A 14,382-nucleotide genomic window follows, 5' to 3' on the forward strand; every position below is an offset into this window, starting at 1 on the left:
TTGGGGAACCCGGCCCTTCGGCTTGCTCGGCCCGCCGGCGGCCGTCGTGGGGCGGTCAGTCGTCGTCCGGGCGCGGCCTGCGTGGGCCGCCCAGTTCCACTGCCGTGCAGCGCCAGCGGAGGTCTCCGCCCTGTTCCAGGCGGAATGCCATGGCGCGCAGCTGGTCTCCGGCGCCGATGCGGGCGAAGGCCTCGATGGCGCCCGGGCGGGGTTCGAAGTAGCCGATGTCGCGGACGACGGGGCGGGTGCCGCGGGTGCGCAGGAGGCCGCGTTCCGCGAGCCGGGCGAGTTCGTCGTAGGCGCGGCCGGCGGTGTGGCGGAGCATCCAGTGGACGGGGCGCTGGCCGCTCAGCACGAGGAGCAGGCGGTCGGCGAAGACGTCGGTGGGGCGGGGTTGCGGGACGGTGGGCCGGTCGAGGGGGCTGGTTTCGGCCGCCGGGAGGCGCCCGGTGCGCGGCGTAAGGGCGGGGACGGTCGCTGGGCGAGTGTCCGTGGGCCTGGTGCGCGGGAGGGTTGCCGTGGAGCCTGAGGAGCCCGGTGGGCGGCCTCCGGGGGATGCCGTACGGGCCGTGCCGCCGCTCGGTGTGCGGGGCGGGCTGCCGGCGGGGCGGCGGGTGTCGCGGCGGGTCGGCGGGCGGGTGCCGGGGCGGTGCTGTGCCCTGGTCATGACCTTGTTCATGGAGTCCCCGTTCGGTGAACCCGGTTTTATACCGGTCGGTAACTTCGTGGTTGGTGATCTTGTACGGGGCCGCGGGTGTCGGCGGCAAGGAAGCGGGGACTCGGGCCGGGCGGCCGGAAGCTTCACTTATCCGGGTGATCGAGGGCGGCGGAAGCCCGCACCGGCAAGGGCGCACCGGGTGAGTTCGTGGACCGGGGTGGACGCCGGGCGGGGTGGTGGACGGGGCTCGAAAGGGGACGCCGCAGGTATCGCCCGCACGTATCCTGAAGGCCCTCCGGAGGTGCGGGGATCGCCCCTCTCCGGGCCCTTGCAGAGCCTTACGAGTGCTCCGAGTACGAAGAAAGCGGTCAGCCATGCGCGTCTACGTCCCCTTGACCCTCCCCGGTCTCGCCGAGGCGCACAAGGCGGGCGAGCTGAAGGCCGAGTCGCTCGTCGCGTACGCCGTCACGCCCGCGCTGCGCGAGTGGTACCTCTCCGACGACATCGAGGAGCTGGAGTACGCCGCGCTCAACCGGTCCGCGCTGGCCTCGCTGCGGCTGCTGGCGGCGGACGCCCGGGCGGCGCGGCGCCGGGTCGTGGTCGCCGTCGACGTGCCCGACGGGGCGGCCGTCGCCGACCCGGACCGGGGGCTGGACCCGGCGGCGCTGGGCGAGGTGCGGATCGCCGGGGGCGTGGCGCTGGCCAGGGCGGCCGCCGTGCACGTCGACTCGGACGACGCGGAGACGGACGTGGCGGCGGCCGCGGAGGCGCTGGCGGCGGCGGACGGCGGGGACGACGACGCGCAGTTCGTCGTGGACGGGGCCGACGACCATGAGCTGCTGTGGTTCGCCACCCAGGAGATCCCGAACCTGGTGGGTCTGGTCGACTGACCCGGCGCTGCCCTCGTTGACCTGCTGTTCGACCCGCCGTTCTCTTGATTGTCAGTGAGGGCGGGTACGGTTTTCGGCATGGGGAAGCTACTAGGGGCGCACATCGTCTGGGACTGGAACGGGACGCTGTTCCACGACAATGACGCGATCATCGGGGCGACGAACGCGGCGTTCGGCGAGCTGGGGCTCGACCCGATCACGATGGAGCAGTACCGGGCGCTGTACTGCGTGCCGGTGCCCAAGTTCTACGAGCGGCTGCTCGGCCGGCTGCCGACCGACGCCGAGTGGGAGGTCATGGACGAGACCTTCCACCGGTACTACGCCGAGCACCGGGTGACCTGCGGGCTCACCACGGGTGTGGCGGAGCTGCTCGTGGAGTGGGGGTCGGCGGGGCGCAGCCAGTCGATCCTGAGCATGTACGTGCATGACGAACTCATCCCTTTGGTGCGGGGGTTCGGGATCGAGGAGCACTTCATACGCGTCGACGGGCGGACCGGGCCGTCCGGGGGCAGCAAGGCCGAGCACATGGTGCGGCACATCAAGGCGCTCGCGAGCGTGGATCCCACTCGCACGGTCGTGATCGGCGACGCGGCGGACGACGCGGTGGCGGCGCTGCATGTGGGGGCTCAGGCCGTGCTCTACACCGGGGGGTCGCACAGCCGGGCGAGCCTCGAAGGGGTCGGGGTGCCGGTCGTGGACACGCTGGTCGAGGCGGTCGCGGAGGCGGAGCGGCTGGCCGCGTGAGCGTCGGCGCCCCTCAGGGGCGCGGCGCCCCGGTGGAACGCCGCGCCTGTGCTCGCCGGGGCCTGCATGCGGACCCGGGCGGGGGCGTGGGTCAGGTCACCGGTGCCTTCGCTCGCAGCACCGTCAGGAACTCGCGCATCCAGCTGGAGTGGTCCGGCCAGGCGCGGGAGGAGACCAGGGTGCCGTCGACCACGGCCTCCGCGTCCTGGAAGGTGGCGCCGGCCGCCTGCATGTCCAGTTCCAGGGCGGGGTACGCCGTGACGCGGCGGCCGTGAAGGCTGTCGATCGCGGCGGTGAGCAGGGGGCCGTGGCAGATCTGGGCGACCGGCTTGTCGGCGTCGAAGAACGACTTCAGGATCTTGCGGAGCTCGGGGTCGTTGCGGAGGTACTCGGGGGCCCGGCCGCCGGGGATGACGACGGCGGCGTAGTCGCCGGGGTCGACCTCGGAGAAGGCGAGGTCGGCGGGCCAGGTGTAGCCGGGTTTCTCGGTGTAGGTGTCGAAGCCGGGTTCGAAGTCGTGGACGACGAACTGGAGCTTCTTGCGGGTGGGGGCGGCGATGTGGACGTCGTAGCCCTCTTCGCGGAGGCGCTGGTAGGGGTAGAGGACCTCCAGTGACTCTGCGGCGTCGCCGGTGACGATGAGGATTTTCGCTGTCATGTCGGGTGCGCTCCTCTTTTTGGCCGGGGGCTGCGTCTCCGCCGGGCCTTGGGGGCAACGTGCCTCGGGGCGGGGCGCTTGCCAAGGGGGCGTGCGCGGCCCGGCGGCACGAAGCGCCGCCGCGGCCGTGACGGGCCGCCCCGGCGGCACGACTGCCTGCACGCCCGGTGGGTCGCGGACAGGCAAGGCGCAGAAGGCGCCATGGTCGGCGGCTGTTTTCGGACACCGGTCGCCTCCGGATGGCCTGCTTCCGTTCGCGGAACCCGGCCCCGGTCGTCGTCACCGTCCCTCACCCCAGGCTCCCCCCGTGCACCCGACCCCGCCAGTTACGCCCTCCCCACCCCGTTTGCCCCTGTGCAGAACGTCAAAGTTCCACCCCTGGTTTTGTACACATACGGCTCATGACGGCCCCCCTGTAAGGAGCGATAGCCTTAGTGGCGTGATCAGCGCGATAGCTCGCGGGGGCAGTGTTGCCCCTGCCCTGCGCCCGGCGAGCACGGACTACATCCGTGACCGGGCGGCGGTCGCTGGTCTTCGCGGGCGGGAGGGGGGCGTAAGGGCTCCCGGGACGTCATGCACACCCCGGGCCCGGACGTCGCAGAGAGCAGCGTCACACCCCTTGGGCAGCTCAAGATTGGCTCATATAACCCCGCTCATCTCACCTCGCGGCATAGCGTCGAAGCAGACCGGACACCCCGCGTCGCGGCGTTACACCGGAGGGGAAGAGACCGTACTTCCTTCTACGTCACGCAACGGCGCGCGACAGGAGCCAGAGGACAATGCAGACCAAGCTGGACGAAGCCAAGGCCGAGCTGCTCGAGAGGGCCGCTCGGGTAGCTGAGAACAGCCCGGTCGGGGGGCACCTACCGACTGGGACGACGGACGAGAGCAGCCCCGGCACCCCGGACCACGACACCGTGCTCACGTTCCTCCAGCGCTACTACCTGCACACCGCCCCGGAGGACCTCACCGACCGCGACCCGGTCGACATCTTCGGAGCCGCCTACTCGCACTACCGGCTGGCCGAGAACCGCCCCCAGGGCACGGCCAACGTGCGGGTCCACACGCCCACCGTGGAAGAGAACGGGTGGACCTGCAGCCACTCCGTCGTCGAAGTCGTCACCGACGACATGCCCTTCCTCGTCGATTCGGTGACCAACGAGCTCACTCGGCAGGGCCGCGGGATCCACGTGGTCATCCACCCCCAGGTCTTCGTCCGCCGCGACCTCACCGGCAAGCTCATCGAGGTGCTCACCGCGCCGCCCACCGGCGAGGTGCCGCACGACACGCACACCGAGTCCTGGATCCACGTCGAGATCGACCGCGAGACCGACCGCGGCGACCTGAAGCAGATCACCGCCGACCTGCTGCGCGTCCTGTCCGACGTCCGTGAGGCCGTCGAGGACTGGAGCAAGATGCGGGACCTGGCCATGCGCATGGCCGACGAGCTGCCGCAGGAGCCCCACTCCGATCTGCGTGAGCAGGAATTCGAGGAGGCCCGCGAGCTGCTGCGCTGGCTGGCCGACGACCACTTCACCTTCCTCGGCTACCGCGAGTACGAGCTGCGCGAGGACGACTCGCTGGCCGCCGTGCCGGGCACCGGCCTCGGCATCCTGCGCGCCGACCCGCACCACTCCGAGACCGACAGCCACCCCGTCAGCCCCTCCTTCGAGCGGCTGCCCGCCGACGCCCGCGCCAAGGCCCGCGAGCACAAGCTCCTCATCCTGACGAAGGCCAACAGCCGGGCGACCGTGCACCGGCCGTCGTACCTCGACTACGTCGGCGTGAAGAAGTTCGACGAGAACGGCGAGGTCGTCGGTGAGCGCCGCTTCCTGGGCCTGTTCTCCTCCGCCGCCTACACCGAGTCCGTCCGCCGCGTGCCCGTCGTCCGGCGCAAGGTCGACGACGTGCTGCGGGTCGCCGGGTTCTCGCCCAACAGCCACGACGGGCGCGACCTGCTGCAGATCCTGGAGACGTACCCGCGCGACGAGCTCTTCCAGACCCCGGTCCCCGAGCTCCAACGCATCGCCACGTCCGTCCTGTACCTGCAGGAACGCCGCCGGCTGCGGTTGTACCTGCGGCAGGACGAGTACGGCCGCTACTACTCGGCCCTCGTCTACCTCCCGCGCGACCGCTACACCACCGGCGTACGCCTGCGGATCATCGACATCCTGAAGGAGGAGCTCGGCGGCACCAGCGTCGACTTCACCGCCTGGAACACCGAGTCGATCCTCTCCCGGCTGCACTTCGTCGTGCGGGTCCCGCAGGGCACCGAGCTGCCGGAGCTCAGCGACAGCGACAAGGAGCGCATCGAGGCGCGTCTCGTGGAGGCCGCGCGCTCCTGGGCCGACGGCTTCGCCGACGCGCTCAACGCCGAACTCGGCGAGGAGCACGCCGCCGAGCTGCTGCGCCGCTACTCCAACGCCTTCCCCGAGGGCTACAAGGCCGACCACAGCCCGCGCTCCGCGGTCTCGGACCTCGTCCACATCGAACAGCTCACCGAGGAGACCAACTTCTCGCTGAGCCTGTACGAGCCGGTCGGCGCGTCCCCCGAGGAGCGCCGGTTCAAGATCTACCGCAAGGGCCCGGCCGTCTCCCTGTCCGCCGTCCTGCCCGTCCTCAGCCGGCTCGGCGTCGAGGTCGTGGACGAGCGGCCGTACGAACTGCGCTGCTCCGACCGCAGCGTCGCCTGGATCTACGACTTCGGTCTGCGGCTTCCCAAGTCGGGCGGCAATGCCGGTGACTACCTCGGCGACGACGCGCGTGAGCGGTTCTCGGAGGCCTTCGCCGCCACCTGGACCGGCAAGGCGGAGAACGACGGCTTCAACGCCCTCGTCCTGAGCGCCGGGCTGACCTGGCGGCAGGCGATGGTGCTGCGGGCGTACGCCAAGTACCTGCGGCAGGCGGGCTCCACCTTCTCGCAGGACTACATGGAGGACACCCTCCGCAACAACGTCCACACCACCCGGCTGCTCGTCTCCCTGTTCGAGGCCCGGATGTCGCCGGACCGCCAGCGTGCGGGCCGCGAGATCGTGGACGCGCTGCTCGAAGAGGTCGACGCGGCGCTCGACCAGGTGGCGAGCCTCGACGAGGACCGGATCCTGCGGTCCTTCCTCACCGTCATCAAGGCGACGCTGCGGACGAACTTCTTCCAGGAGGCGGCGGCCGGCAAGCTGCACGACTACGTCTCCATGAAGTTCGACCCGCAGGCCATCCCCGACCTGCCGGCGCCGCGACCGGCGTACGAGATCTGGGTCTACTCGCCGCGCGTCGAGGGCGTGCACCTGCGCTTCGGCAAGGTCGCGCGCGGTGGTCTGCGCTGGTCCGACCGGCGTGAGGACTTCCGCACCGAGATCCTCGGCCTGGTCAAGGCGCAGATGGTGAAGAACACCGTCATCGTGCCGGTCGGCGCCAAGGGCGGTTTCGTCGCCAAGCAGCTGCCCGATCCGAGCGTGGACCGGGACGCGTGGCTGGCGGAGGGGGTCGCGAGCTACAAGACCTTCATCTCGGCGCTGCTCGACATCACCGACAACATGGTCGCCGGCGAGGTCGTGCCCCCGGCGGACGTCGTCCGCCACGACGAGGACGACACCTACCTCGTCGTCGCCGCCGACAAGGGCACCGCGACCTTCTCCGACATCGCCAACGGGGTCGCCGAGCAGTACAACTTCTGGCTCGGCGACGCCTTCGCCTCCGGCGGCTCGGCCGGCTACGACCACAAGGGCATGGGCATCACCGCCCGCGGTGCCTGGGAGTCCGTCAAGCGGCACTTCCGCGAGCTGGGCGTGGACACGCAGTCCGAGGACTTCACGGTCGTCGGCATCGGCGACATGTCCGGTGACGTGTTCGGCAACGGCATGCTGCTCAGCGAGCACATCCGCCTGGTCGCCGCCTTCGACCACCGGCACATCTTCATCGACCCGAACCCGGACGCGGCCACCTCCTACGCCGAGCGCCGCCGCGTCTTCGAGCTGCCCCGCTCCAGCTGGGAGGACTACAACACCGAGCTGATCTCGGCCGGTGGCGGTGTCTTCCCCCGCAGCGCCAAGGCCATCCCGGTCAACGCGCACATCCGCGAGGCCCTGGGCATCGAGGGCAAGATCGCCAAGATGACCCCGGCCGACCTGATGAAGGCCATCCTCCAGTCGCCGGTGGACCTGCTGTGGAACGGCGGCATCGGTACGTACGTCAAGGCGTCCACCGAGACGCACGCCGACGTCGGCGACAAGGCCAACGACGCCATCCGCGTCGACGGCGCCGACCTGCGGGTCAAGGTCGTCGGCGAGGGCGGCAACCTCGGGCTGACCCAGCTCGGCCGGATCGAGTTCGCGCGGCACGGCGGCCGGATCAACACCGACGCCATCGACAACAGCGCGGGCGTGGACACCTCCGACCACGAGGTGAACATCAAGATCCTGCTCAACAGCCTGGTCAGCGACGGCGACATGACCGTCAAGCAGCGCAACAAGCTGCTCGCCGAGATGACCGACGAGGTCGGCCGCCTGGTCCTGCGCAACAACTACGCGCAGAACACGGCGATCGCCAACGCCCTCGAGCAGTCCAGCGCCATGCTCCACGCCCAGCAGCGCTTCATGAAGCACCTGGTCAGGGAGGGGCACCTGGACCGGGCGCTGGAGTTCCTGCCCACCGACCGCCAGATCCGTGAACGCCTCGGCACCGGCCACGGCCTCACCGGCCCGGAGACGGCCGTTCTGATGGCGTACACGAAGATCACGGTCGCCGAGGAGCTGCTGCACACCACGCTGCCGGACGACCCGTACCTGAGCACGCTGCTGCACGCGTACTTCCCGACCGCACTGCGCGAGCAGTTCCCGGCCAACCTCGTCAGCCACCCGCTGCGCCGCGAGATCACCACGACCGTGCTGGTCAACGACACGGTCAACACGGGCGGTACGACGTATCTGCACCGGCTGCGCGAGGAGACCGGGGCTTCCCTGGAGGAGATCGTCCGGGCGCAGACCGTGGCCCGCGCGATCTTCCGTTCGTCGACGGTGTGGGACGCGGTCGAGGCGCTCGACAACAAGGTCGAGGCCGCCGTCCAGACCCGGATCCGGCTGCACTCGCGCCGCCTGGTCGAGCGCGGTACACGCTGGCTGCTCAACAACCGGCCGCAGCCGCTGGAGCTCGCCGACACCATCGACTTCTTCAGTGACCGTGTCGAGCAGGTGTGGTCGCAGCTGCCGAAGCTGCTCAAGGGCGCGGACCTGGAGTGGTACCAGCAGATCTACGACGAGCTGACCGGTGTCGGCGTCCCCGCCGAACTGGCCACGCGGGTGTCCGGGTTCTCCTCGGCCTTCCCGACGCTGGACATCGTCTCGGTGGCCGACCGCCTCGGCAAGGACCCGATGGACGTCGCCGAGGTGTACTACGACCTCGCCGACCGGCTCCGTATCACCCAGCTCATGGACCGCATCATCGACCTGCCCCGCGCGGACCGCTGGCAGTCCATGGCCCGCGCCTCCATCCGCGAGGACCTCTACGCCGCCCACGCGGCCCTGACCTCGGACATCCTGGCGGCCGGCAACGGCACCGCGACGCCCGAGCAGCGCTTCAAGTCGTGGGAGCAGAAGAACACGGCGATTCTGGGACGGGCGCGTACGACGCTGGAGGAGATCCAGGGGTCGGAGGCGTTCGATCTGGCCAACCTGTCGGTGGCCATGCGGACGATGCGGACGTTGCTGCGGCAGCACTCGTAGCCGTGCGGGTTCGTTGATTCGTACGTAGGTCGTACGTAGCTCGTACGTGGGTCAGGGCGCCCCGGACTGTGACAGTCCGGGGCGCTCGCGCATTTAGGACATAACGGGAACTAAAGTGCTGGCGTGAGCACGATGCGGGGTGCGCTGCGGAGACCTTCGGCCGTTGCGCAGGTCGGCGCCGTGCTGGTGGTCGTGCTGCTTGTGCTGGTCGTCGTCCGGCTTCCGTGGGCCGGGGATCTCGGTATGCACGCCGCGACCGTGCAACGTCTGCGGCACGATCTGATCGACCCCGGCAATCCGCTCGTCGACGCGGACACACCGAGTCCGTACTACTCGCCCTGGATGCTGGTGCTCGGGTGTGTCGCCCGGGTGACGGGGTTCTCCGTCTTCGTCGTGCTGCGGATCGGTGCGGTGGTCGGACTCGGGTTGTTCGTCAGCGGGGTGTGGCGGTACGTGCGGACGCTCAGTGCGCATCCGGCTGCGCCGGCGCTGTCGTTGCTGTGTCTGGTGTTCCTGTGGGGGACGTCGCTGTTCACCTGGAGCGGGTTCCTCGGGCTGAACTCGCTGGCGTTGACGGTGTCGTATCCGAGTCTGTTCGCGTTGGGGCTGGCGTTTCACTTCTGGGCCTGGCTGGCGGGCGCGGTGCGGGGCGGGTCGGTGCGGGCGGGCTGGGCGCGGGGGTGGGGAGTGTGGGTCGGGCTCGGTGTGCTGTGGGCGGTGATTCTGCTGTGCCATCAGTTCTCGGGGGTGGTGGCTTCGCTGGGGGCGTTGGCCACGGTGGTCGCCGCGCGGGTGGGGGGTGGGGTGTGGGTGCGGCTGGGGGTGGGCGTGCTGGTGGGGGTGGGGGTGCTGTGGGTGTGGCCGTACTACGACTTCTTCGCCTTGTTCGGGGCGGGGGGCGATCTGGAGGCCGTGCATCGGGGGTTGTACCGGGATCTGGTGGGGCGGTACTGGCTGGTCTCGGTGGGGGTGGTGGCGCTCGGGGTGCGGTGGTGGCGGGATCGGTGGGATCCGCTGGTGCTGTTCTTCGTGCTGGGGGTGGTGGTCGTGGGGGTGGGTGGGGTGAGTGGGCACTACTCGTGGGGGCGGGCTGTGCCGGCGGTGGTGATTCCTGCGCAGATCGCTGCGGCGGTGGGGGTGGTGGAGGTGTGGGGGCGGCGCCCGTGGTGGCGTGGGGTGGGGGTGGGGGTGCTTGGTGCGGCATTGGTGGCGGGGGCCTGGACGCAGGTCGGGACTGTCGGGTACGTCGTTCCGCGGGGGGTGTTGCCGGGGGTGGTCGCGGCGAAGTACCGGGTGCCTTGGGTGGGTTATCACTGGGTCACGCCGTGGGTTGGGTACGGGGACGTCGTGATGGCGCGGACTGTTCCCGCGCGGCAGATTCCGGCGTATGGGGCGTACACCGTGGCGCCCGGGTATCCCGACTTCTTTCTGCCGGATGAGGGGCGGCGGGGGGAGGCTGTGCGGCGGTACTTCGCGGTGGGGGCGTCGGAGGGGGTTCGGCGGGAGATCGTGCGGGCGTATCGGGTGCGGTGGGTTGTGGATCAGGAGGGTGGGGGTGGGGTGGGCTCCGGGGTGCGGGTGGTGGCTCGGGGGCCGGGTGGGCAGGTGTTGTATGAGGTGGTGCGGTGAGGGGTTCGCGGGGCGTTCTCTCGCCCCCGCCGCCCCTACCCGTCCCGTCCCTGAGGGCTGCCGCCCCCAGACCCCCGCTTCGGCCTGAACGGCCTCGTCCTCAAGCGCCGGACGGGCTGACATACCTGGACCGGCGCCGGTTAGTGACCCAAGGCCGCCCTACCGCAACGCGCTCCTCAGCAAGCGTGCCGCCCTTCTCACCCTCGGGCGGGCCGCGTGGCGGGCCAGGGGGTGGAGGAGTTTCGCCGTTACGCCCACCGGCTGCCAGCGGATTTGGAGTCGGCCGGTGCCTCGGCCCTCCGGCTCGATGGTTACTTGGTGGGGTGCCGTGCCGGTGCGGTACGGGATGCGGGTGGTCAGGGTGGGGAAGTCCAGGGGGGCCAGGAGAACGGCGGAGTGGGCTTGGTCCTGGTGTTCGATGCGGAGCAGAGGGTGGCGGACGCCGGCGAAGCCGTGGTGGGGGACCAGGGCGGTGGCGAGGTCGAGGTGGACGTGGCCCTCGTAGATGCCGGGGCGGGTCGGGGTGAGGCGGAAGGGGGCCTTGAGGCGGTGCCGGCCGGGGGTGAGGAGGAGGGCGGCGCGGTGGGGGCCGACCGGCAGGCGCAGGCCGGGGTCGTAGGTGCGGATGGTGAGGTCGATCGAGGCGCCGGGGCCACGGGTGAGCTCGGTGATCTCGTGGCGGAACTGGGCGCTTCGGAACGGGCGCGTGTCCAGTTCGAGGTCGGTGACGTCCAGTTCGCGGCGGGACCAGTCGGTTGTGGGGACGGTCTCGCCCCAGTACGTGTGGCCCCTCGCGTCCGGTGTCACCTGCCTCGGCGCCACCGCGTGGCCCAGGCCCCGGGCCGCCGACCCGGCCTCCTGGAAGCGGCGTTCGCGGACCAGTTGCAGGACCACGCGTTCCGTCCGGGGCAGGCGGGCGTAGGCCGCGGGGGACAGGGTCTCCAGGTAGGGGGTCATGATGTCCGCGAAGGACGTCAGCCACTGCTCGTCGCGGTACGGCAGGTCCCCGGCGTACATCCGGAAGTCGTGCTTGAGGAACTTGTAGTCCTTGTCGTCGCGCAGCCCCGTGTGCCCGCTCTCGGCGAGGAAGTCGTCGATGAGACGCTGGACGCGGACGCGATCGCGGACGTTGTCGAGCCGGTCGCGCTGGTTGGAGATCGATGCCGCGCCGGTCGTCGCGAAGGGCGCGATGTGCCAGCGGTACACCGGCTCCGGGACGATCGTGAACTCCTTGGCCAGGCAGTACGCCTGCGCCGAGAACAGCTGGTCCTCGTAGTGGACGCCCTCGGGGAAGCGGAGGTCGTGGCGGTCCAGGAAGGCACGGGCGTACATCTTGCTCGTCGACAGGTGCTCGAAGAGCAGCCGGGGTTCGGACTCGATGCCGATGACCGTGCGGCGCTCGGCGACCAGGTGCGGCATCCATCTCGTACGGCGGCCGTTGTCCTCGCGGATCCGCACCACCGCGCCCATCGCGAAGTCGATCTCCCGCTCACGGTGGGCCGACAGGAGCAACTCCACGGCGTCGTCGGTCAGTTCGTCGTCGCTGTCCAGGAACATCACGTACGGCGCTCGCGCGATCTGAAGGGCGCGGTTGCGCGGGACGCTGCAGCCGCCGCTGTTCGCGGGCAGGCGGAGGTGGCGGACGCGGGGGTCCTGGGCCGCCAAGTGCTGTGCCACCCGCGGGGTTTCGTCCGTCGAGTGGTCGTCGCTGATGATGATCTCGATGTTGGCGTGGGTCTGGCGGCGTACCGACGCCACGGCTCGGGGGAGGCGCTCGGCGTCGTTGTAGACGATGACCGTGACGGTCACGTCGGGGGGCGTGACGTCCGGCGTCATAGCGACTCCCTCGGGCTCGGTGCCGGTGTGCGTTCCTCCAGTGGGATCACCGGCGGCAGGGCGTCCTCGCTCTCGCCCAGGAACACCCGGCGTACGACGCGTTCGGCGGCGCGTCCGTCGTCGTACTCGCAGAAGCGGTGGCGGAAGGCGGTCCGCGCCTTCGTCGCGCCCTCGTCGTGCCAGGCCGAGGTGGTGAGGATCTCGGTCAGTTCCTGCTGGGTGCGGGCCACTTGGCCGGGCGGCTCGGCCATCAGGTCGAAGTAGACGCCGCGGGTGGAGCGGTAGGTCTCCCAGTCGTCGGCGTAGACGACGATCGGACGGTCGAGGTTGGCGTAGTCGAACATGATGGACGAGTAGTCCGTGACCAGCGCGTCCGCGGCCAGGGCCAGGTCCTCGACCGGGTCGTAGGCGGAGACGTCGATGACCCGGCCCGTGCGGCGCAGGGCGGTCAGCGGGGACGGGGCGTGGTCGTAGAAGTAGTGGCCGCGGACCAGCAGGACCGTGTCCTCGCCGAGTTGCTCGGCGAGGGTGGCGAGGTCCAGGCGGGGCGTCCAGCCGGCTTCGTAGTCGCGGTGGGTGGGGGCGTAGAGGATCGCGCGGTGGGCCGGCGGGATGCCCAGGCGGTCGCGGATCGTGCGGATGTCGGCCGCGGTGGCGGTGTAGTAGACGTCGTTGCGCGGATAGCCGTGGTCGAGGGAGACGAAGCGGGAGGGGTACGCGCGCTCCCACATGCGGGTGGAGTGGCTGTTCGCGGAGACGCTGAAGTCCCACCTGTCGATACGGGACAGCAGCGCCGGGAAGTCCAGGCCCTTGGCCGCCGCCGGGAACTCCATCTGGTCCACGCCCATGCGTTTGAGCGGGGTGCCGTGATGGGTCTGCAGGTGGATCGCGTCCGGGCGTTTCACGACCGCGTTGGCGAAGTTGACGTTGTTGACCAGGTACTTCGCCGTGGCCAGCACCTCGCGGTAGCGGCGGGTGCCGGGGAGCACATGGTCGGTGTGGGGTGGCAGGAGGGGCGCGTTGTCGGGTGTGACCACCCACACCGGGTGGATCTGCGGGGCCAGTTCGGTGAGCTTGGCCGCGATCGCCGCCGGATTGCAGGCCACGCCGCGGTTCCAGTACGCCGCGAAGACGGCCAGGTTGGGATTGACCGGGCGGGACAGGGACCTGCGGTAGTGGTGGTCGCCGAGGGCGGCCGAGACCTGGCGTGCGCGGGCTCCGACGGCCGACTTCGCGGCTCGGCGGGCGCGGTTGGTGGCCTGGAAGGCGCGGTACCCGGTGTACGCGTTCTCCTCCAGGAGGGCTCGGCGGATCCCCTCGGGGCCGGCGGGGCGGCGGTATCCGGGCGGGCGTTGCCGGACGGCGGCTTCGGCGGCGCGGCGGAAGAACTGCCTCGCCACGGCCTCCGGCATGGGGGTGCGGGCGAAGGCGCGCAGACAGTCCCGGATCATCACGTCGTACAGGACGGCGTGCGTGGTGCGGCTTGCGTGGTCCGCGGGGACCGCGCGGCCTGCGGGGCTTGTGGCGAGGGTGAGGAGGGCCTCGTAGCGGTCGACGAGGGCGTCGTGCTGCTCGGGGGCGACCGGGGGGAGGCTCTCGGGGCGCAGCTCGTGGTGCTCGTACGCCACCTGGTTCAGGGCGGCGACGTGGTCGGCGAGGAGGAGGGCGGCATAGGCGGCGTACGGCTCGTCGGGGGTGGTGAGTCGGGGCTCGTGCGCCTGCCAGAAGGAGGTGCGCAGGGCGCGGTTGCCCAGCAGCGGGGTGATGCGGAGCGCGCTGCGGGCGATGTCGTCGAGGGGGTGGGCGGCGCGGCCCGCGCGGGCCAGGCGCGGGCCGTCCGAGGAGGGCAGGCCGGCGGTCTCCCAGGTGGAGCGGACGTGGTCGAAGAGGAGGACGTCCACTTCGTCCGGCACCTGCGCGACACGCTCGGCGACCGTGCGTGGGGCGCCGGCGGGCAGGCCGTCCTTCGCGTGGACGAAGTGCAGCCAGCGGCCGGAGGCCCGGGCCGCCCCGGCCGAGCGGGCCGCGGCGTCGTCCGTCCCGTCCGGCAGCGGCAGTACCAGCATCTCGGGGGCGTACGTCCGGGCCGTCTCCTGGGCCCACGGTCCGACCGCGGCCACGATCACCTCGACGTCGGGGTGCGGGTGCGCGGCCAGGGAGGCGAGGAGTCCGGTCAGACGGTCCTGGGTGTTCGGCCCGTGGACGATGACGCTGAGCTCGGGCATCGCGGGGACTCCTTCACCGTCATCA

The 14,382-nt window shown here is 70.9% G+C and carries 8 protein-coding genes; 4 read left to right on the top strand and 4 right to left on the bottom strand.

All coding sequences use genetic code 11. The annotated features are described in order from the left end of the window. Nucleotides 1-55: 55 nt before the first annotated feature. Nucleotides 56-679 carry an Rv3235 family protein gene (locus ACWGDB_RS34110; protein ID WP_453826010.1) on the bottom strand — a complete coding sequence of 208 codons (624 nt, stop codon included), beginning with the start codon at nucleotides 677-679 and terminating at the stop codon, nucleotides 56-58. Nucleotides 680-1,032: 353 nt separating this feature from the next. Between ACWGDB_RS34110 and ACWGDB_RS34115 the strand changes: the two genes are divergently transcribed. Both ACWGDB_RS34115 and ACWGDB_RS34120 read left to right on the top strand, forming a co-directional pair. After that, nucleotides 1,033-1,548 carry a DUF6912 family protein gene (locus tag ACWGDB_RS34115; protein ID WP_453826011.1) on the top strand — a complete coding sequence of 172 codons (516 nt, stop codon included), beginning with the start codon at nucleotides 1,033-1,035 and terminating at the stop codon, nucleotides 1,546-1,548. A 78-nt stretch (nucleotides 1,549-1,626) separates the two neighbouring features. Next, nucleotides 1,627-2,292: an HAD family hydrolase gene (locus ACWGDB_RS34120; protein ID WP_453826012.1), complete on the top strand. Its 666-nt coding sequence runs from the start codon at nucleotides 1,627-1,629 to the stop codon at nucleotides 2,290-2,292. Between the two features lie 91 nt (nucleotides 2,293-2,383). Here the strand turns inward: ACWGDB_RS34120 and ACWGDB_RS34125 are convergent, their stop codons facing one another. After that, nucleotides 2,384-2,950 (bottom strand): DJ-1/PfpI family protein, encoded by a 567-nt coding sequence (locus ACWGDB_RS34125; protein WP_383239638.1) that lies wholly within the window; start codon nucleotides 2,948-2,950, stop codon nucleotides 2,384-2,386. Nucleotides 2,951-3,729: 779 nt separating this feature from the next. Between ACWGDB_RS34125 and ACWGDB_RS34130 the strand changes: the two genes are divergently transcribed. Beyond that, complete coding sequence (locus tag ACWGDB_RS34130) at nucleotides 3,730-8,667, top strand: NAD-glutamate dehydrogenase (RefSeq protein ID WP_453826013.1); 4,938 nt, start codon at nucleotides 3,730-3,732, stop codon at nucleotides 8,665-8,667. A gap of 132 nt (nucleotides 8,668-8,799) precedes the next feature. Further along, nucleotides 8,800-10,296, top strand: coding sequence for a hypothetical protein (locus tag ACWGDB_RS34135; RefSeq protein WP_453826054.1), 1,497 nt, complete (start codon nucleotides 8,800-8,802; stop codon nucleotides 10,294-10,296). A gap of 159 nt (nucleotides 10,297-10,455) precedes the next feature. On the opposite strand, the gene ACWGDB_RS34140 is transcribed toward ACWGDB_RS34135, so the two are convergent. Both ACWGDB_RS34140 and ACWGDB_RS34145 read right to left on the bottom strand, forming a co-directional pair. Continuing rightward, the gene (locus ACWGDB_RS34140) at nucleotides 10,456-12,132 is read right to left on the bottom strand and encodes a glycosyltransferase family 2 protein (RefSeq protein WP_453826014.1); all 1,677 of its coding nucleotides are present in this window, start codon (nucleotides 12,130-12,132) and stop codon (nucleotides 10,456-10,458) included. Continuing rightward, the gene (locus ACWGDB_RS34145) at nucleotides 12,129-14,357 is read right to left on the bottom strand and encodes a CDP-glycerol glycerophosphotransferase family protein (RefSeq protein ID WP_453826015.1); all 2,229 of its coding nucleotides are present in this window, start codon (nucleotides 14,355-14,357) and stop codon (nucleotides 12,129-12,131) included. The genes ACWGDB_RS34140 and ACWGDB_RS34145 overlap by 4 nt, the downstream gene beginning before the upstream one ends. Between the last annotated feature and the right edge of the window lie 25 nt (nucleotides 14,358-14,382).

The sequence above is a fragment of the Streptomyces sp. NPDC055013 genome, from assembly GCF_053608645.1.

Bases quoted from the DNA above. Each gene is read 5' to 3' on its own strand.
- ACWGDB_RS34140 (WP_453826014.1), bottom strand. From the start codon at position 12,132: ATGACGCCGGACGTCACGCCCCCCGACGTGACCGTCACGGTCATCGTC.
- ACWGDB_RS34115 (WP_453826011.1), top strand. From the start codon at position 1,033: ATGCGCGTCTACGTCCCCTTGACCCTCCCCGGTCTCGCCGAGGCGCAC.
- ACWGDB_RS34125 (WP_383239638.1), bottom strand. From the start codon at position 2,950: ATGACAGCGAAAATCCTCATCGTCACCGGCGACGCCGCAGAGTCACTG.
- ACWGDB_RS34110 (WP_453826010.1), bottom strand. From the start codon at position 679: ATGAACAAGGTCATGACCAGGGCACAGCACCGCCCCGGCACCCGCCCG.
- ACWGDB_RS34130 (WP_453826013.1), top strand. From the start codon at position 3,730: ATGCAGACCAAGCTGGACGAAGCCAAGGCCGAGCTGCTCGAGAGGGCC.
- ACWGDB_RS34135 (WP_453826054.1), top strand. From the start codon at position 8,800: ATGCGGGGTGCGCTGCGGAGACCTTCGGCCGTTGCGCAGGTCGGCGCC.
- ACWGDB_RS34120 (WP_453826012.1), top strand. From the start codon at position 1,627: ATGGGGAAGCTACTAGGGGCGCACATCGTCTGGGACTGGAACGGGACG.
- ACWGDB_RS34145 (WP_453826015.1), bottom strand. From the start codon at position 14,357: ATGCCCGAGCTCAGCGTCATCGTCCACGGGCCGAACACCCAGGACCGT.